Source organism: Pseudomonas sp. Z1-29, from assembly GCF_051131995.1.
In the GTDB taxonomy this organism is placed as follows: domain Bacteria; phylum Pseudomonadota; class Gammaproteobacteria; order Pseudomonadales; family Pseudomonadaceae; genus Aquipseudomonas.
Genome location: NZ_CP071645.1, coordinates 1,249,992 through 1,267,920 on the forward strand (window position 1 = coordinate 1,249,992; position 17,929 = coordinate 1,267,920).

The 17,929-nt window shown below is 62.7% G+C and carries 16 protein-coding genes; 15 read left to right on the forward strand and 1 reads right to left on the reverse strand.

The window, feature by feature from the left end:
* Positions 1–120: 120 nt before the first annotated feature.
* On the reverse strand, positions 121–1,032 hold the full coding sequence (locus tag J3P84_RS05840) for a LysR family transcriptional regulator (RefSeq protein WP_305499047.1): 912 nt from the start codon (positions 1,030–1,032) through the stop codon (positions 121–123).
* A 196-nt stretch (positions 1,033–1,228) separates the two neighbouring features.
* Here J3P84_RS05840 and J3P84_RS05845 point away from each other — a divergent pair, with 196 nt between their 5' ends.
* The 15 genes from J3P84_RS05845 to J3P84_RS05915 all read left to right on the forward strand — a co-directional run bounded on the left by J3P84_RS05845 (position 1,229) and on the right by J3P84_RS05915 (position 17,743).
* Positions 1,229–1,939: a tellurite resistance TerB family protein gene (locus J3P84_RS05845; RefSeq protein WP_305499048.1), complete on the forward strand. Its 711-nt coding sequence runs from the start codon at positions 1,229–1,231 to the stop codon at positions 1,937–1,939.
* A gap of 219 nt (positions 1,940–2,158) precedes the next feature.
* Positions 2,159–3,781 (forward strand): methyl-accepting chemotaxis protein, encoded by a 1,623-nt coding sequence (locus tag J3P84_RS05850; protein WP_434628643.1) that lies wholly within the window; start codon positions 2,159–2,161, stop codon positions 3,779–3,781.
* A complete protein-coding gene (locus tag J3P84_RS05855) occupies positions 3,781–4,317 on the forward strand; it encodes a chemotaxis protein CheW (RefSeq protein ID WP_434628645.1) in 537 nt (178 codons plus the stop codon). Before J3P84_RS05850 ends, J3P84_RS05855 begins: the two co-directional genes overlap by 1 nt.
* The gene (locus J3P84_RS05860; RefSeq protein WP_434628647.1) at positions 4,314–5,579 is read left to right on the forward strand and encodes a CheR family methyltransferase; all 1,266 of its coding nucleotides are present in this window, start codon (positions 4,314–4,316) and stop codon (positions 5,577–5,579) included. Before J3P84_RS05855 ends, J3P84_RS05860 begins: the two co-directional genes overlap by 4 nt.
* Positions 5,576–6,247 carry a chemotaxis protein CheW gene (locus tag J3P84_RS05865; RefSeq protein WP_434572060.1) on the forward strand — a complete coding sequence of 224 codons (672 nt, stop codon included), beginning with the start codon at positions 5,576–5,578 and terminating at the stop codon, positions 6,245–6,247. Before J3P84_RS05860 ends, J3P84_RS05865 begins: the two co-directional genes overlap by 4 nt.
* Positions 6,244–8,514, forward strand: coding sequence for a hybrid sensor histidine kinase/response regulator (locus J3P84_RS05870; RefSeq protein ID WP_434628649.1), 2,271 nt, complete (start codon positions 6,244–6,246; stop codon positions 8,512–8,514). The genes J3P84_RS05865 and J3P84_RS05870 overlap by 4 nt, the downstream gene beginning before the upstream one ends.
* Positions 8,511–9,521, forward strand: a complete 1,011-nt coding sequence (locus J3P84_RS05875) for a chemotaxis response regulator protein-glutamate methylesterase (RefSeq protein WP_434628651.1) — start codon at positions 8,511–8,513, stop codon at positions 9,519–9,521. The genes J3P84_RS05870 and J3P84_RS05875 overlap by 4 nt, the downstream gene beginning before the upstream one ends.
* A gap of 36 nt (positions 9,522–9,557) precedes the next feature.
* Positions 9,558–10,559 (forward strand): diguanylate cyclase domain-containing protein, encoded by a 1,002-nt coding sequence (locus J3P84_RS05880; RefSeq protein ID WP_434628653.1) that lies wholly within the window; start codon positions 9,558–9,560, stop codon positions 10,557–10,559.
* A 266-nt stretch (positions 10,560–10,825) separates the two neighbouring features.
* A protein-coding gene (gene prfB, locus J3P84_RS05885) for a peptide chain release factor 2 (protein WP_095963568.1) occupies positions 10,826–11,921 on the forward strand; the annotation gives its coding sequence in 2 pieces (ribosomal slippage) (positions 10,826–10,897 and positions 10,899–11,921; 1,095 coding nt in all).
* 103 nt (positions 11,922–12,024) lie between these two features.
* Positions 12,025–13,527: a lysine--tRNA ligase gene (gene lysS, locus J3P84_RS05890; RefSeq protein WP_434628655.1), complete on the forward strand. Its 1,503-nt coding sequence runs from the start codon at positions 12,025–12,027 to the stop codon at positions 13,525–13,527.
* 101 nt (positions 13,528–13,628) lie between these two features.
* On the forward strand, positions 13,629–14,345 hold the full coding sequence (locus J3P84_RS05895; protein ID WP_434572066.1) for a TetR/AcrR family transcriptional regulator: 717 nt from the start codon (positions 13,629–13,631) through the stop codon (positions 14,343–14,345).
* A 149-nt stretch (positions 14,346–14,494) separates the two neighbouring features.
* On the forward strand, positions 14,495–15,049 hold the full coding sequence (locus J3P84_RS05900; RefSeq protein ID WP_305499058.1) for a hypothetical protein: 555 nt from the start codon (positions 14,495–14,497) through the stop codon (positions 15,047–15,049).
* 36 nt (positions 15,050–15,085) lie between these two features.
* Positions 15,086–16,363, forward strand: coding sequence for a flavohemoglobin expression-modulating QEGLA motif protein (locus J3P84_RS05905; protein ID WP_014336757.1), 1,278 nt, complete (start codon positions 15,086–15,088; stop codon positions 16,361–16,363).
* A gap of 148 nt (positions 16,364–16,511) precedes the next feature.
* Positions 16,512–17,417 (forward strand): alpha/beta hydrolase, encoded by a 906-nt coding sequence (locus tag J3P84_RS05910; RefSeq protein ID WP_434628658.1) that lies wholly within the window; start codon positions 16,512–16,514, stop codon positions 17,415–17,417.
* Complete coding sequence (locus J3P84_RS05915) at positions 17,414–17,743, forward strand: hypothetical protein (protein ID WP_305499060.1); 330 nt, start codon at positions 17,414–17,416, stop codon at positions 17,741–17,743. Before J3P84_RS05910 ends, J3P84_RS05915 begins: the two co-directional genes overlap by 4 nt.
* Positions 17,744–17,929: the final 186 nt, after the last annotated feature.

Genomic DNA, 17,929 nt, shown 5'->3' on the forward strand with positions numbered 1-17,929 from the left:
GCTATCGCGAGCAAGCTCGCTCCCACAATGGCTCGCTCCCACACTGGATTGTGGTGCTGCAGCAAGACTAGTGCCCAGTCGCCAGGCCGACAAATTCGAAATACTCAAAGCAGTATTCGATTAAATAGATGGCTTGCGTCCGTGGGGCTGTTCGCGGGCAACAGCCAGGAACGGGTCGACCGAGGCCGGGCGTGCCGTGCCTCGGCGCCAGGCGAGTCCGACATCCAGCGTCTGGTTGAGGTCGGCGATGGGTCGTGCCTCGATGATGTCGCCTTCCAGCGACCATGGGCGGTAGGTCATGTCCGGTTGGATCGAAACCCCCAGCCCGGCCGCCACCAGGCTGCGCACCGCTTCGGTCGAGGCGGTACGCAGGGTGATCTGCGGTTGCAGGCCGGCACCGCGCCACAGGCGTTGCGCGTTGCGATCCATCTCGTCGACGTTCAGTTGGATCAACGGCTCGCGAGCCACATCCGCAAGGTTGATGCTGTCGTGTTCGAGCAACGGATGCTGGGCCGGCAGCCACAAACGATGGGGCGAGTGGGTCAGTACTTCGGTCTGCAGGGCGTGGCGGTCTTCCAGGTTGGACAGGATCAGCACGCCGACGTCGATTTCGCCGCTGACCAACAGATGTTCGATATAGGGGCGTTCGTCCTCCATCACGCGGATGGCCACATTGGGGTAGGCGCGCTGGAAACGGGTCAAGAGGTCCGCCAGATAGTACCCGGCGACCAGGCTGGTCACGCCGATGGTGACCTGCCCGGCAACCTGATCGGTGCTTTGTTGCAGGCTGCGCTTGGCGTTGTCGACGGTGGCGAGTATCAGGTGCGCCTGACGCAGGAACTGATGTCCCTGGTGGGTCAGCGTCATGCCCTTGGCGTGACGGTTGAACAGGCTGACGCCGATTTCCTCTTCCAGTTGCTGGATGGCCAGGGTCAGGGTGGATTGGGAAATGAACGCGGTTTGCGCGGCGGCGGAAATCGAACCGGTTTCGGCTACCGCGATGAAATGACGGATCTGGCGCAGGGTCATCATTGTTGGATACCCAGGAAACGTATTTATCGATGTCTTGGAGTGTATATCGTTTTTATCGAATGGCTGCGGCTGCCTTCAAATCACCGGCAAGTCCGTAGGCAACATCTCGAAGCAATCTGGCCGAGGGCGGTGGGGCACTTTCGATCTACGCTGGGGGCCTTATGATCCGGTTAACCCGAATGCGTGGAGGCAGCAAATGAACACCCGTGGATTGCTCGATCAGTTACTCAAGTCCGGCCAGGAGATGTTGCAGAACAAGGCCGGCGGCTCCCAGGGCAAGTCGTCCGGCGGTCTGGGTGGTTTGCTCGGCGGCTCCGGCAACCTCGGCGGAATGCTCTCCGGCGCAGGGGGCGGGGCGCTGGCGGCCAGCGCCATGGGGTTGCTGCTGGGCAACAAGAAAGCCCGTAACTTCGGCGGCAAGGCCCTGACTTATGGCGGCCTGGCTGCATTGGGCGTGATTGCCTACAAGGCTTACGGCAACTGGCAGGCCCAGCAGGGCAATGCGCCGAAAACCGAACCGCAGACCCTGGATCGCGTCCCGCCGGCGCAAGTCGAGCAGCACAGCCAGGCGATCCTCAAGGCCCTGGTCGCGGCGGCCAAGGCCGACGGCCATGTGGACGAACGCGAGCGTCAACTGATCGAAGGCGAATTCACCAAGCTCGACAACGACCAGGAACTGCAACACTGGCTGCACGCCGAGCTCAACAAACCGCTGGATCCCGGCGACGTCGCCCGGGCGGCCAGCACACCGGAAATCGCCGCGGAAATGTACATCGCCAGCGTGATGCTGGTGGATGAGGAGAACTTCATGGAGAAATCCTACCTCGACGAACTGGCGCGACAACTCAAGCTGGAACCTGGGCTGAAGGCGGAACTGGAGAAGCAGGTGCGTCAGGCGGCCGCCTGACCGTTACCCCTGTGGGAGCGAGCCTGCTCGCGAATAGCGTCCAGCCAGTCAAAATCCGTTGACTGACACACCGCTTTCGCGAGCAGGCTCGCTCCCACAGGTTTTGTATCCAGCCCTCGACAGCGAAACGGTGAGCGAAAATCTCCCGAACACCGCCATACAGACGCACCACCACCCTCGGCTATACTCCCGGCAATTCAAAGTACCCGAGGTTTTCCTGTGAAGAACTGGACGTTGCGCCAACGCATTCTGGCGAGTTTTGCGGTGATCATTGCCATCATGTTGCTGATGGTGGTGGTCACTTACTCGCGGTTGTTGAAGATCGAGGCCAGTGAACAGGAAGTACGTACCGACGCCGTTCCAGGGGTGTATTACAGTTCCATGATCCGTGGGGGCTGGGTCGACAGTTACGTCAAGACCCAGCAGCTCGTGGGTCTGTCCGATCACCGGGAAATCACCGACGAAGACAAGGCGCTCTACCAGCGGTACGAGCAGCATCTGCGCGATGAAATGCAGCAATACCAGAAGCTGATCCAGGACCCGGCCGACCAGGCCTCATTCGATGAATTCGAAGTCAATCACCAGGACTTCAACAAAGCCCTGGCGAAGGTACTGGATCTGTACCAGCGCAAGGACTACGAAGGCGCTCGGCTGGCGGTGGAAAAAGACCTGACGCCGGCATGGCTCGACGGTCGTGGGCACTTGAACCAGATCATCGAGCGCAATCGTGAGTTGGCTGAGCAGGCCGCCCTGACCATCGGCCGTGCGGTGACCGCCGCCGAGGTCGCCATGGGCCTGTCGTTTGTCGTTGCGGTGCTGGTGGCTGTTCTTTGCGGCCTGTTGCTGATGCGCGCGATCATGGCGCCGATGAGCCGCATCGTCGAGATACTCGATGTCATGCGCAGCGGCGATTTGAGCGGACGCCTGAACCTGGCGCGCAAAGACGAGTTCGGCGCTGTGGAGACCGGCTTCAACGACATGATGGCCGAGTTGACGTCGCTGGTGTCCCAGGCCCAGCGTTCCTCGGTGCAGGTCACCACCTCGGTGACCGAGATCGCCGCGACCTCACGGCAGCAACAGGCCACGGCCACCGAAACCGCAGCCACCACCACCGAGATCGGCGCGACGTCCCGTGAAATCGCCGCCACCTCTCGCGATCTGGTGCGCACCATGACCGAAGTCTCCAGCGCCGCCGACCAGGCTTCGGTCGCCGCCGGCTCAGGTCAGCAAGGCCTGGCGCGTATGGAAGAAACCATGCATTCGGTGATGGGCGCCGCCGACCTGGTGAACGCCAAGCTGGCGATCCTCAACGAGAAGGCCGGCAACATCAACCAAGTGGTGGTGACCATCGTCAAGGTTGCCGACCAGACCAACCTGTTGTCGCTCAACGCCGCCATCGAGGCCGAGAAGGCCGGTGAGTACGGGCGCGGTTTCGCCGTCGTCGCCACAGAGGTGCGGCGCCTGGCCGACCAGACCGCTGTCGCCACCTACGACATCGAGCAGATGGTGCGCGAGATCCAGTCCGCTGTCTCGGCGGGTGTGATGGGCATGGACAAATTTTCCGAAGAAGTGCGCCGTGGCATGGCCGAGGTACAGCAGATCGGCGAGCAATTGTCGCAGATCATCCATCAGGTCCAGGCGCTGGCGCCGCGGGTGTTGATGGTCAACGAAGGCATGCAGGCCCAGGCCACCGGTGCCGAGCAGATCAATCACGCCCTGGTGCAACTGGGCGATGCCAGCAGCCAGACCGTGGAGTCCCTGCGCCAGGCCAGTTCCGCCATCGACGAGCTCAGCCAGGTGGCCGTGGGCCTGCGCAGCGGCGTCTCGCGTTTCAAAGTCTGATGAGCGATTTCGATGCCCGACGCGGTACCGGGCCGGCGGCCCGGCAGGCGTTGTTCCTGGTGTTTTGCATCGGTAACGAGCGCTACGCCCTGCAAGCCATCGATGTGGTGGAGGTGCTACCGCGCCTGCCGCTCAAGCCGATTGCCCGGACGCCGTCCTGGGTGGCCGGGGTCTTCGCCTGGCGTGGCCAAGTGGTGCCGGTGCTCGACCTGTGCGCCTTGACCTTCGGCCAGGCCGCCGAGGCGCGCACCAGCACCCGGCTGGTGCTGGTCAATTACCGGCCCCAGGCGCAGCACGCAGCGCACGTGCTGGGTTTGATCCTGGAACAGGCCACCGACACCCTGCGTTGTGATCCGGCCGACTTCAAGCCTTATGGCCTGGATAACCCCCAGGCGCCTTACCTGGGCCCGGTACGGGAGGATGCCCAAGGAATGTTGCAGTGGGTACGAGTCAACGATTTGCTCGACGAGTCGGTGCGTGCGGTGCTGTTCCCCACGCCGCCGCTGGACCTTGATGGTTTCGAGGATCGGCGATGAACAACGACCAGCGTTTTTTCGATTTCCTCAAGGAGCGCATCGGCCTGGACGTGACGTCCGTCGGCACCGCGATTATCGAGCGGGCCGTGCGCCAGCGCGTCCTTGCCGTGCCCGGCCGGACCACCGATGACTATTGGCAAAGCCTGCAACATTCTGCCCAGGAGCAGCAGGCGCTGATCGAAGCGGTGATCGTCCCGGAGACCTGGTTCTTCCGTTATCCCGAATCCTTCGCGACGCTGGGGCGACTGGCCTCCCAGCGCCTCTCCGCGATCAAGCACCTGCGCGCCCTGCGCATCCTCAGCCTGCCATGCTCCACTGGCGAAGAGCCGTATTCGATCGCCATGGCCCTGTTCGACGCAGGCCTCGGGCCGCATCAGTTCAAAGTCGATGCGATGGACGTCAGCCCGCTGTCCGTTGATAAAGCCCGGCAAGCGCGTTACGGCAGGAACTCCTTCCGTGGCGCGGACCTTGGTTTTCGCGAACGGTATTTCAGTGCCGAGGAGGACGGCTATTACCTCGATGAGCGCATACGTGAACAGGTGCGCCTGCAAGTGGGCAACCTCTTGGATCCGGCCTTGCTGGTGAATGAGGCGCCGTATGATTTTGTATTCTGTCGCAACCTGCTGATCTATTTCGACCAGCCGACCCAGCAACAGGTATTCGAGGTGCTCAAGCGCCTGACCCATCAGGACGGCGTGTTGTTCATCGGTCCCGCCGAGGGCAGTTTGCTGGGGCGGCTGGGCATGCGCTCGATCGGCATCCCCCAATCGTTCGCCTTCAGCCGCCAGGGCGCGCCCGAGCCGCAACCGCTGCCAACGCTGTTGCCAAGTCCGTTGCCGATTCGCCAGCCGCCACCACGAGTCGCTGCGCCGCCGCCTCAGCCTCGACCGTTTGCAGCTAGTGTGACGCCAATCGCCCCACCCAGGAGCAGCGACGCGGTGACCTTGCTGGCCAATATCGGCGCCCTGGCCAACGGCGGCAAAAGCGCTGAGGCCCGTGCGGCTTGCGAAGAGTATTTGCGCAGCCATGCGCCCAGTGCGCAGGTGTTCTATTGGCTGGGCCTGCTCAGCGACATGGCCGGCAACGCGCTCGAGGCCCAGGGTTTTTATCGCAAGGCGCTGTATCTTGAACCGCAACACGCCGAGGCCCTGGTGCATCTGGCGGCGCTGCTGGCATCCCAGGGAGACGTGGCCGGTGCCCGTCGATTGCAGGAACGTGCGGCCCGCAGTGGGCGCCCGGCTGAGAGTGAGCGCAAACGATGAGTGGTTCGGCTTCCTATAACGTGACTCATGACGATGCCCAGGCCATCGATGACTGCTGGAACCGCATCGGGGTTCACGGCGACAAGTCCTGCCCATTGCTGGTCGAACATATCCATTGCCGCAACTGTTCGGTGTACTCGGCGGCGGCCACCCGTTTGCTCGACCGTTATGCCCTGCGCCAGGATGATCGAGAGCTGGCGCTTGCGCCGGTCGACAGTGACATCGTCACGCGCTCGGTATTGATGTTCCGCCTGGGCGAAGAATGGTTGGGCTTGAGTACTCGCAGCCTGGTGGAAGTGGCGCCGTTGCAGCCGATCCATTCGCTGCCGCACCAGCGTTCGCGTGCCTTGCTCGGCGTTGCGAATGTGCGCGGCGCCCTGGTGGCCTGCCTGTCGCTAGTCGAGTTGTTGGGGCTGGAGCCTGGTTCGGCTGCGCCTTCCGGTGGGCGAATCATGCCGCGCATGCTGATTATCGCCGCCCAGGGCGGACCGGTATTGGTGCCGGTGGATGAGGTGGACGGCATTCATGCGATTGACGAACGCATCCTGGCGGGTGCTTCGCAATCGGCGGGCAAGTACACCCGTGGCGTGTTGCAGTACAAAGGCCGCAGCCTGCGTTGGCTGGATGAAGAGCAGTTGTTGTCCGCCGTGTCCCGGAGCCTGTCATGACCCCCGATCAGATGCGCGACGCCTCGTTGCTCGAACTGTTCAGCCTGGAAGCCGAGGCTCAGACACAGGTACTCAGCGCCGGCCTGCTGGCCCTGGAGCGTGACCCGACCCAGGCTGACCATCTTGAGTCATGCATGCGCGCGGCCCACTCGCTCAAGGGCGCCGCGCGAATCGTCGGGATCCCCGCCGGGGTCAGCGTGGCCCACGTCATGGAAGACTGCCTGGTCAGCGCCCAGGAACGCCGCCTTATATTGCGTGCCGAGCATATCGACGCCTTGCTGCAAGGCACCGACCTGCTGACGCGCATCGCGACCCCAGGCAACAGCGTCGGCGCCGAGGACATCGAGGCCTATGTCGCGTTATTGGGGCGCCTGCTGGATCCTGCCGCTGCGGCGGCTTCAAGCGCCATGTCGCCGACCAGCGAGATACCCCTCGAGCCCGTGCGGGTCGAGATGCCTGAGCCCATGCCCATGCCCATGGAGCCTGTAGAACCGGCGGCAAGGAAAAAGCATGTCACCGAGGAGGGCGAGCGGGTCTTGCGGGTCACTGCCGGGCGCCTCAACAGCCTGTTGGACCTGTCGAGCAAGTCGCTGGTCGAAACCCAGCGTCTCAAGCCTTGGCTGGCGACCCTGCTGCGGCTCAAGCGCCAGCAAGGCAATGGCCTGCGTGCTCTTGAAGACCTGAATGTGCATCTCAAGGACCATGCCTTGAGTCTGCAGGCCCAGGAGGCACTCAACGATGCCCGGCGCCTGTTGGCGGAAACCCAGCAGATCCTGGCGCAAAAAACCGCTGAGCTGGATGAATTTGCCTGGCAGGCCGGCCAGCGCGCGCAAGTCTTGTACGACACGGCGCTGGCTTGCCGCATGCGCCCGTTTGCCGATGTGCTTGCGGGCCAGGCGCGCATGGTCCGTGACCTGGGACGCAGCCTGGGCAAACAGGTACGCCTGGAAATCGAAGGCGAGAAAACCCAGGTCGATCGCGATGTACTGGAAAAACTCGAAGCGCCCCTGACTCACCTGCTGCGCAACGCCGTCGACCATGGCATCGAGACGCCGGAGCAACGGCTGTTGGCCGGCAAACCCGCCGAAGGCCTGATTCGCTTGCGTGCCTCGCACCAGGCCGGCCTGCTGGTGCTGGAATTGGCGGACGACGGTGCCGGCGTGGATCTGGAACGGGTGCGCCGCAGCGTCGTGGAGCGTGGTCTTTCTCCCGAGCACACCGCCGCCAGCCTGAGCGAAGAAGAATTGCTGACTTTCCTGTTCCTGCCCGGCTTCAGCCTGCGGGACAAGGTCACCGAGGTGTCCGGGCGCGGTGTCGGCCTGGACGCTGTCCAGCATATGGTCCGGCAGTTGCGTGGCGCAGTGGTGCTGGAGCAGACGGCGGGCGCGGGCAGTCGCTTCCACCTTGAGGTGCCGCTGACGCTTTCGGTGGTGCGCAGCCTGGTGGTGGAAGTCGGCGGCGAGGCCTACGCGTTTCCGTTGGCCCATATCGAACGCATGTGCGACCTGTCGCCCGAGGACATCGTCCAGGTCGAAGGTCGCCAGCATTTCTGGCATGAAGGCCGCCATGTGGGGTTGGTTGCCGCCACGCAATTGCTCAACCGCCCGGTAGCGCCCAACAACGGCCAGAGCCTCAAGGTCGTGGTGATTCGCGAGCGTGAAGTAATTTATGGCGTGGCGGTGGAACGCTTCATCGGCGAGCGAACCCTGGTGGTGCTGCCCCTGGATGAGCGCCTGGGCAAGGTCCAGGACATTTCCGCCGGTGCCTTGCTCGACGACGGCTCGGTGGTGTTGATCGTCGATGTCGAAGACCTGCTGCGTTCGGTAGAAAAATTGCTCGACACCGGGCGCCTGGAACGCATCGCCCGGCAGAACGAGGCCCAGGCCCCACGCAAGCGGATCCTGGTGGTGGACGATTCGCTGACCGTGCGGGAGCTGGAGCGCAAGCTGTTGCTCAATCGTGGTTATGACGTGGCAGTGGCGGTAGACGGCATGGATGGCTGGAACGCGTTGCGTTCGGAGGATTTCGACTTGCTCATCACGGACATCGACATGCCGCGCATGGACGGTATCGAACTGGTGTCGCTGCTGCGCCGCGACAACCGCCTGCAATCGCTGCCGGTGATGGTGGTTTCCTATAAGGATCGAGAGGAAGATCGCCGCCGTGGCCTGGATGCCGGAGCCGACTATTATCTAGCCAAGGCGAGTTTTCATGACGACGCCTTGCTCGATGCCGTGGTCGAATTGATCGGAGGAGCGCGCGCTTGAAGATCGCCATCGTCAATGACATGCCCCTGGCGGTCGAGGCCCTGCGCCGCGCGCTGGCATTCGAGCCCGCGTATCAGTTGGTCTGGGTGGCCGCCAACGGCGCCGAGGCGGTGCAGCGTTGCCATGAATACACGCCGGACCTGATCCTGATGGACCTGTTCATGCCGATCATGGACGGTGTCGAGGCGACCCGGCGAATCATGGCCGACACGCCGTGCGCCATCGTGATCGTCACTGGCGACAGCCAGCAGAACGTCCATCGGGTGTTCGAAGCCATGGGCCATGGCGCCCTGGACGTAGTGGATACCCCGGCGCTGGGCGTCGGCAGGCCCGAGGACGCCGCTGCCCCCTTGCTGCGCAAGATCGCCAACATCGGCTGGCTGATCGGCGAGCGGGGCAACCGTGAGCGCGCCGCGCCGGCTGCGCAGCGGGCCTCGGTGTCACGCAACAGCCTGGTGGCGATCGGCTCGTCTGCCGGCGGCCCCGCCGCGTTGGAAGTGCTGCTCAAGGCGCTACCCCGTGATTTCGCCCCGGCCATCGTGCTGGTCCAGCATGTGGACGAAGTGTTTGCCGCCGGCATGGCCGAGTGGCTTGGTGGCGTGTCGGGCCTTGAGGTCCGGCTGGCCCGCGAGGGCGAGACACCGCGAGGCGGGGTGGTGCTGTTGGCCGGAACCAATCATCATTTGCGCCTGTTGAAAAACGGCACGCTGGCGTACACGGCGGAGCCCGTCAACGAAATCTATCGGCCCTCCATCGATGTGTTTTTCGAGAGTGTCGCCAATTTCTGGAGTGGTGAGGCGGTAGGCGTGTTGCTCACCGGCATGGGCCGCGACGGTGCGCAAGGGCTTAAACTGATGCGCCAGCAGGGCTGTGTGACCATCGCCCAGGACCAGCAGAGCAGCGCGGTCTATGGCATGCCCAAGGCGGCCGCCGCTATCGACGCGGCGGCGCAGATACTCGCGCTGGACCGGATAGCGCCACGCCTGGTGGAAATTTTCAGCCAATGATGCCTCTTGCACCCCAGCAGTACTCAGGTGAGCCCCATGAATGAATTACAGCTCGACGACTTCAAGCGCGATGAGAACGCCGCCATGGTCTTGCTGGTCGATGACCAGGCGATGATCGGCGAGGCAGTGCGACGCGGGTTGTCGAACGAGCAGAACATCGACTTCCACTTCTGCTCCGACCCTCACCAGGCCATCGCCCACGCCGTGCGCATCAAGCCGACGGTGATTCTCCAGGACCTGGTGATGCCCGGTCTCGACGGCTTGAGCCTGGTGCGCGAATACCGCAACCATCCGGCCACTCGCGACATCCCGATCATCGTCCTGTCGACCAAGGAGGACCCGCTGATCAAGAGCGCGGCGTTTGGCGCCGGAGCCAACGATTACCTGGTCAAGTTGCCGGACAATATCGAACTGGTAGCGCGGATCCGCTATCACTCGCGCTCCTACATGATGCTGTTGCAGCGCGACGCGGCCTACCGTGCGTTGCGGGTCAGCCAGCAGCAGTTGCTCGACACCAATCTGGTGCTGCAACGGCTGATGAACTCCGATGGCCTGACCGGGCTGTCCAATCGCCGGCACTTCGACGAATACCTGGAGCTGGAGTGGCGAAGGGCGCTGCGGGACCAGTCCCAGCTGTCGCTGTTGATGATCGATGTGGATTATTTCAAGTCATTCAACGACAACTACGGTCACCTTGAAGGCGACGAAGCCCTGCGCAAGGTTGCCACGGCGATTCGCGATGCCTGCAGTCGTCCGTCCGACCTGCCGGCCCGTTATGGCGGCGAGGAGTTCGCCCTGGTCCTCCCCGGCACCTCGCCTGGCGGTGCACGGCTGATGGCCGAAAAGCTGCGCCAGAGCGTCGTTGCCCTGAAAATCCCGCATGCCACGCCCGACGGCGGCGAAAACCTGACCATCAGCATCGGCGTCGCGACCTTCACCCCGCAACAGGGCGGCGAGTGCCGCCAACTGATCTCGGCGGCGGACAAGGGGCTGTACCTGGCCAAGCACAATGGGCGCAATCGGGTGGGGGTTGAATAAACCTGCCTGGCGAGATTGCTTTTGTGGCGAGGGAGCTTGCTCCCGCTGGGGCGCGCAGCGGCCCTGAAACCAGTTGGCTCGGTGTGCCAGGTCGATTGAGGGGGCCGTTTTGGGGCTGCTGCGCAACCCAGCGGGAGCAAGCTCCCTCGCCACAGGGGCCGTACGCTCAATCTCATTCCCCTAAAGCCGCCAGGCGGGCTGCCGCCGACGCTTGATTACGTTATACTCGCCGGCTTTCAAAAGTTCGCCAACGAGTGCTGCCCGCCATGGAAATCAACCCGATCCTGAACACCATCAAGGACCTGTCCGAGCGCTCCGAAACTATTCGGGGGTATCTTTGACTACGATCAAAAGCATGAGCGTCTGACCGAAGTCAATCGCGAGCTTGAAGATCCGAATGTCTGGAACAACCCTTCCTACGCCCAGGAACTGGGCCGCGAGCGTTCTGCGCTGGCGCAGATCGTCGAGACCCTGGATGAGTTGTCCAGCGGCCTGGCCGATTGCCGCGACCTGCTGGACATGGCCGTCGAGGAAAACGACGAAGGCGCGGTCGGCGATGTGGTCGCCGAGCTGACGCGCCTGGACGAGAACCTGGCCAAGCTGGAGTTCCGCCGCATGTTCAGCGGCGAGATGGACATGAACAACGCCTACCTGGACATCCAGGCCGGCTCCGGCGGCACCGAGGCCCAGGACTGGGCCAATATCCTGCTGCGCATGTACCTGCGCTGGGCCGACAAACGCGGTTTCGACGCAACCATCATGGAACTGTCCGCCGGTGAAGTCGCCGGGATCAAGGGCGCTACCGTGCACATCAAGGGCGAGTACGCCTTTGGCTGGCTGCGTACCGAGATCGGCGTGCACCGCCTGGTGCGCAAGAGCCCGTTCGACTCCGGCAACCGTCGTCACACCTCGTTCTCGGCGGTATTCGTCTCGCCGGAAATCGATGACAACATCGAGATCGAGATCAACCCGGCCGACCTGCGTATCGACACCTACCGTTCCTCGGGGGCCGGTGGCCAGCACGTAAACACCACCGACTCGGCCGTACGGATCACCCACGTACCGACCAACACCGTGGTCAGTTGCCAGAACGAACGGTCCCAGCACGCGAACAAAGACACCGCGATGAAGATGCTGCGGGCGCGTTTGTACGAGCAGGAAGTGCAGAAACGCAACGCGGCGTCCCAGGCCCTGGAAGACACCAAGTCCGATATCGGCTGGGGTCACCAGATCCGCTCGTACGTCCTCGACGCTTCGCGGATCAAGGACCTGCGCACCAGCATTGAACGCAGCGACTGCGACAAGGTGCTCGACGGCGACATCGATGAATATTTGATCGCCAGCCTCAAGCAAGGGCTGTAACGCGACACCCACGTGGCGGGCGGGCACGCTTTCGAAGCGCGGCTCGCCGGCAGACTCCGGCCCGGGCCGGGGGCAACGAACCTGTGATGGAAACCTTAAAGACATGAGCGACCTAGAACTCGACCCGCAAGCCCTGCAACAGGAAGAAAACTCCCTGATCGCCCTGCGCAAGGAAAAGCTTGCTGCCGAGCGCGCCAAGGGCCAGGCCTTCCCCAACGACTTCCGCCGCGATTCGTACTGCGATGCCTTGCAGAAGAAGTACGCGGACAAGACCAAGGAAGAGCTGGCCGAGGCGGCGATTCCGGTCAAGGTTGCCGGTCGCATCATGCTCGACCGTGGTTCGTTCCTGGTGATCCAGGACATGACCGGTCGCATCCAGGTCTACGTCAACCGCAAGACCCTGCCGGAAGAAACCCTGGCCGCCGTCAAGACCTGGGACCTGGGCGACATCATTGCCGCCGAAGGCACCCTGGCCCGCTCCGGCAAGGGCGACCTGTACGTCGAAATGACCAGCGTGCGCCTGCTGACCAAGTCCCTGCGCCCGCTGCCGGACAAGCACCACGGCCTGACCGACACCGAGCAGCGCTACCGCCAGCGCTACGTCGACCTGATCGTCAACGAAGACGTGCGTCACACGTTCCGCGTGCGCTCGCAGGTCATCGCGCACATCCGCAGCTTCCTGATGAAGCGTGACTTCCTGGAAGTCGAGACGCCGATGCTGCAGACCATTCCGGGTGGCGCGGCGGCCAAGCCGTTCGAAACCCACCACAACGCCCTGGACATGGAAATGTTCCTGCGCATCGCGCCGGAGCTGTACCTCAAGCGCCTGGTGGTCGGTGGTTTCGAGAAGGTCTTCGAGATCAACCGCAACTTCCGTAACGAAGGCGTTTCGACCCGGCACAACCCCGAATTCACCATGCTCGAGTTCTACCAGGCCTACGCCGATTACAACGACAACATGGACCTGACCGAAGAACTGTTCCGCGAGCTGGCACAGTTGATCCTGGGCAGCACCGACGTGCCGTACGGCGACAAGGTGTTTCACTTTGGCGAGCCGTTCGTGCGCCTGTCGGTATTCGATTCGATCCTCAAGTACAACCCGGAAATTACTGCGGCCGACCTGCAGGACATCGACAAGGCGCGTGCCATCGCCAAGAAGGCCGGCGCCAAGGTGCTCGGTTTCGAAGGCCTGGGCAAGCTGCAGGTGATGATTTTCGAAGAGCTGGTCGAGCACAAGCTGGAGCAGCCGCACTTCATTACCCAGTACCCGTTCGAAGTGTCGCCGCTGGCCCGTCGCAACGACGAGAACCCGAGCGTGACCGACCGTTTCGAACTGTTCATCGGCGGCCGTGAAATCGCCAACGCCTACTCCGAGCTCAACGACGCGGAAGACCAGGCCGAGCGCTTCATGGCCCAGGTGGCCGACAAGGACGCCGGTGACGACGAAGCCATGCACTACGACGCCGACTTCGTTCGCGCCCTGGAGTACGGCATGCCGCCGACGGCTGGCGAGGGCATCGGTATCGATCGCCTGGTGATGTTGCTGACCAACTCACCGTCGATCCGGGATGTCATCCTGTTCCCGCACATGCGGCCCCAAGCGTAAGTGTTTCAATTAAAAAGCCGCCTCGATGGGCGGCTTTTTAATGCCTGTCTGGTACAAACGTATCAATTGGTTACTTCTGAAATAGCGAGGAAAGACCTGTCGTGAATCGTGCAATGGCTCCAGAAGGTGCAGCGGGCGTCGCCACTGCTGTCGCTGAAAGTGTTCAGTACCAGGGTCGCAAGGCCAGCCGACAGGGCAGTGAACAGCGCCGCCAGGAGATTCTCGACGCGGCCATGCGCATTGTCGTGCGCGATGGCGTGCGGGCGGTGCGCCACCGCGCGGTGGCCGCCGAAGCGGGCGTGCCGCTGTCGGCCACCACTTATTATTTCAAGGACATCGACGACCTGCTCACCGACACCTTCGCCCAGTACGTGGAACGCAGCGCGGCGTTCATGGCGAAGCTGTGGACCAACAATGAAGGCCTGCTGCGCGAGATGGTCGCCTACGGGGATGGCAGCGCCGCGTCGCGCTCGCAACTGGCGGACGACATCGCGCGGATGACGGCGGACTACGTGCAGCATCAATTGCACAGTCGTCGCGACTACCTGATGGCCGAACAGGCCTTCCGCCAGGAAGCACTGCTCAACCCGCGCCTGGCGGTGTTGGTGCGTTCTCACCAGCAGATTTTGCTGCACGGCACCTGCCAGTTTTTCCAGGTCCTGGGCTCCCGCGAGCCACAACAGGATGCCAAAGTGTTGACGGCGATTATCGGACGGATGGAATATCAGGGCTTGCTCAATGGCGCCGAGCCGGTAGCTGAAGAAGACATGCTCGGCATCCTGACCCGTTACATGCACTTGGTACTGGCGTCGGTGTGACCCTGGTGGGTTATTACGGTCCCCTGTGGCGAGGGAGCTTGCTCCCGCTGGGCTGCGCAGCGGCCCCTCTTTTATGAGCGCTGCGCACTCAAGCGGGAGCAAGCTCCCTCGCCACGGAAGACAAGGCGCTGAAGCCATAGGGAGTTCCAATGAAAGCCTGGCGTGCCGTTGCACTGGCCGTGTCGTTGCTGCTGCTCAGTGGCTGCCTGGTGTCGTTCAAGGCGCCGTTGCCCGACAGCGAAGCCGCGCCCAAGGGCCTGCTCGGCCACTGGACCAGCACCAACGCCTGGGGTGAGCCGGTAAACCTGGAGCTGACGGAGGTCGGCAAGCATCGCTACCAGGCCGTCAGTTATTTCAGGGCCAGGCCTCAGGAGCGCGAAGCCATTCCCCTGACCGTCTCCCGCCACGGCAGTCGCTGGTATTTGTCGGCCAAGGTGCCGGCGCGCTTCGGCGGCCATTTCGTCATCGCCGGTTTCGAACTGACCGACAAGCAGGAACTGGTGGTCTACAACCTGGACATGGAACAGATCAACCAGGCCATCGGCCAGAAGCTCCTCAGCGGCCAGCCAAACCAGAGCGAGGAGGGTGATGGCGTGCTGGTGGACAGCGACATGAACAAGGTTTTCAGCTACCTCGACGACCCGGCCAATTCCGATGTGTTCTCGGAAGCCGTGCGCTACCAGCGACTGAGCAAATCCCAATAACGGCTACAAGCGGACGTTTTTTCACAGGAGTTTCGGGTGGACGATTACCAGCAGACGATACGCACCTTGTCCGATCGCATTGTGCTGGCGCAGACACCGATCCGCATTCTCGACGCGGTGAAGTGGGACGAGAGCATCCGCAAGGGGTTTCTCAAGGCCAAGGGCAAGGAAATGCCTGCGGTGGATCGTGATTATTACCTCAACCGGCCACTGTCCTTCGATTCCAGCAAAGTGAAGCTGGAGTTCCAGAACATCGAGCGCGACATCACCCGTCAGCTTGGGCAGTTCAACCCGGTGGGCCAGATCATGCGGCGCATGTGCAAGGAATACCGCATGGTGGTGCGCATGCTAGAAGCGCGCGGCACCGAGGATTTCGGGCTGATTTCCCAGGAGCTGTACGGCGCCGCTTCCGATGCCTTCCACGCCGGTGACCCGACCCTGGCCGACCTGGGCCTGATGCTCTCCGACTACCTGAACAACATCGATGGCCGTGGCGACCTCAAGGACGAGCCCAAGGTGCTCAGTGCCAAGGAGGCCGTCAGCCTGTTGCAGCATCGCCTCAACCGGGTGTTTGGCGAGGCCGAGGAAACCATTCGCGTATTCGAGTCCGACGGTATCGTTGCTGACGCGGCGGCGGGCGCCGACTACATCAAGATCCGCACCGACGCGATGTTCAACGAGCGGGATGTGCGCGCCCTGGAGGTCCATGAGGGACTGGTGCACGTTGGCACCACCCTCAATGGTTTGAACCAGCCGATCTGCACCTTCCTGTCCAAGGGCCCGCCCTCGTCGACGGTGACCCAGGAAGGCCTGGCGATCCTGATGGAAATCATCACCTTCGCCTCCTACCCGAGTCGCCTGCGCAAACTCACCAACCGCACCCGCGCCATCCATATGGTGGAGGAGGGGGCCGACTTCCTGCAGGTCTTCGAGTTCTTCCGCGAGCAGGGCTTCGAAATGGCCGAAAGCTACGGCAACGCCAGCCGCGTTTTCCGTGGCTCGGTGCCGACCGGTCTGCCATTTACCAAAGACTTGTCCTACCTCAAGGGCTTCATCATGGTTTACAACTACATTCAGCTGGCCGTGCGCAAAGGCAAGCTGGAGCAGGTGCCGCTGCTGTTCTGTGGCAAGACCACCCTGGAGGATATGCGCACCCTGCGCCAGTTGGTGGATGAGGGCCTGGTCGTGCCGCCCAAATACCTGCCCGAGCAGTTTCGCGACATGAACGCCTTGTCGGCCTGGATGTGCTTTTCCAACTTCTTGAACCACCTGAGCCTGGACCGGATCGAAGCGGATTATTCGAACATTCTTTAACAGCACCACCCATCCCCTGTGGGAGCGAGCTTGCTCGCGATAGCGGTGGTTCAGTCAACGCCTTTGCTGACTGACCTGCCGCTATCGCGAGCAAGCTCGCTCCCACAATGGGGTGTGTGTAACCTCCAATTTTACGAGGCTTCACCGGATGCGAACCCTCGGCATCATTTGCCTGCTGCTGGCCCTGAGTGGCTGCAGCTCCCTGCTGTTCTACCCCGAACGCGGCCTGCCGTTCACGCCGCAGCGGGCCAAGCTCGAATACCGCGACGTCACCCTGACCACGGCTGATGGCCTGAAGCTGCGTGGCTGGTGGCTGCCGGTGAAGCCGGGTGTCGAGGTCAAGGGCACGGTGCTGCATTTGCACGGCAACGGCGGCAACCTGTCCTGGCACCTCGGCGGGAGCTGGTGGTTGCCGGAGCAGGGTTATCAAGTGCTGATGGTCGATTACCGGGGTTATGGGGTGTCCGAGGGCGAGCCGAGCCTGCCGGCGATCTACCGGGACATCGACGCTGCGTTCAAATGGCTCGACCAATCGCCCGAGGTCCAAGGCAAGCCGCTGGTGCTGCTCGGCCAGAGCCTGGGTGGCGCGCTGGCGGTGCATTACCTGGCGGAGCATCCTCAGCGTCAACAGCAGCTCAAGGCGCTGGTGCTTGATGGCGTGCCCGCCAGCTATCGCGACGTCGGACGCTTTGCCCTGAGCACTTCATGGCTGACCTGGGCGTTGCAGGTGCCGCTGTCCTGGCTGGTGCCGGACGGCGACAGCGCCATTGGCTCGATCGCACAATTGAACGGCGTGCCGAAACTGATCTACCACAGCCTTGACGACCCCATCGTGCCCCTTTCCAACGGCATCCGCTTGTATCAAGCTGCGCCGCCGCCCCGGGTCCTGCAACTGACCCGGGGCGGCCACGTGCAGACTTTCGCCGACCCGACCTGGCGAACCGTGATGCTGCGCTACCTCGACGATCCCCTGCACTTCGATGGCTTGCGCCGCCTGGGCGAGGTGCCGAACTACCCGAAATCCTCCGTTGAATCATCCGAGAACCCGCAATGAGCGAAGAACGCAACGCCATCCCCCTGATCATCACCGGTATCTGCAGCATTCTCGGCACTGTCGCGGCGCTCTGGTACTACGGCTATCTGCATTTCGCCAAGCCCGAGGATGCGTTGCTGCTCAACCAGTTCACCATGCTCAAGACCGTGCCGGGCGAAGACTATAAAGTCGCCCTGGAGCCGGCGCCCCAGGTCGCCCAATGCATTGATGGGGTACTGGTGCTGTTCGACACCGAGCAGAAAGGCCTGACCGGTGTGCTGATCAACGAGAAGAAACGCGCGGTGCGCTGCATGGGGCAGGAGACGCCGCAGAAGCTTCAGCCATAAGCCAATTGAAGCGCACCACACCTCCCCTGTGGGAGCGAGCTTGCTCGCGATAGCGGTGGTTCAGCTACATTGTCAGTGGCTGATACTCCGCCATCGCGAGCAAGCTCGCTCCCACAGGGAGCTGTACAGCCAAACATCTTCTGCCAATAAAAAGCCCCGCCTGATTGAAGTCAGGCGGGGCTTTTG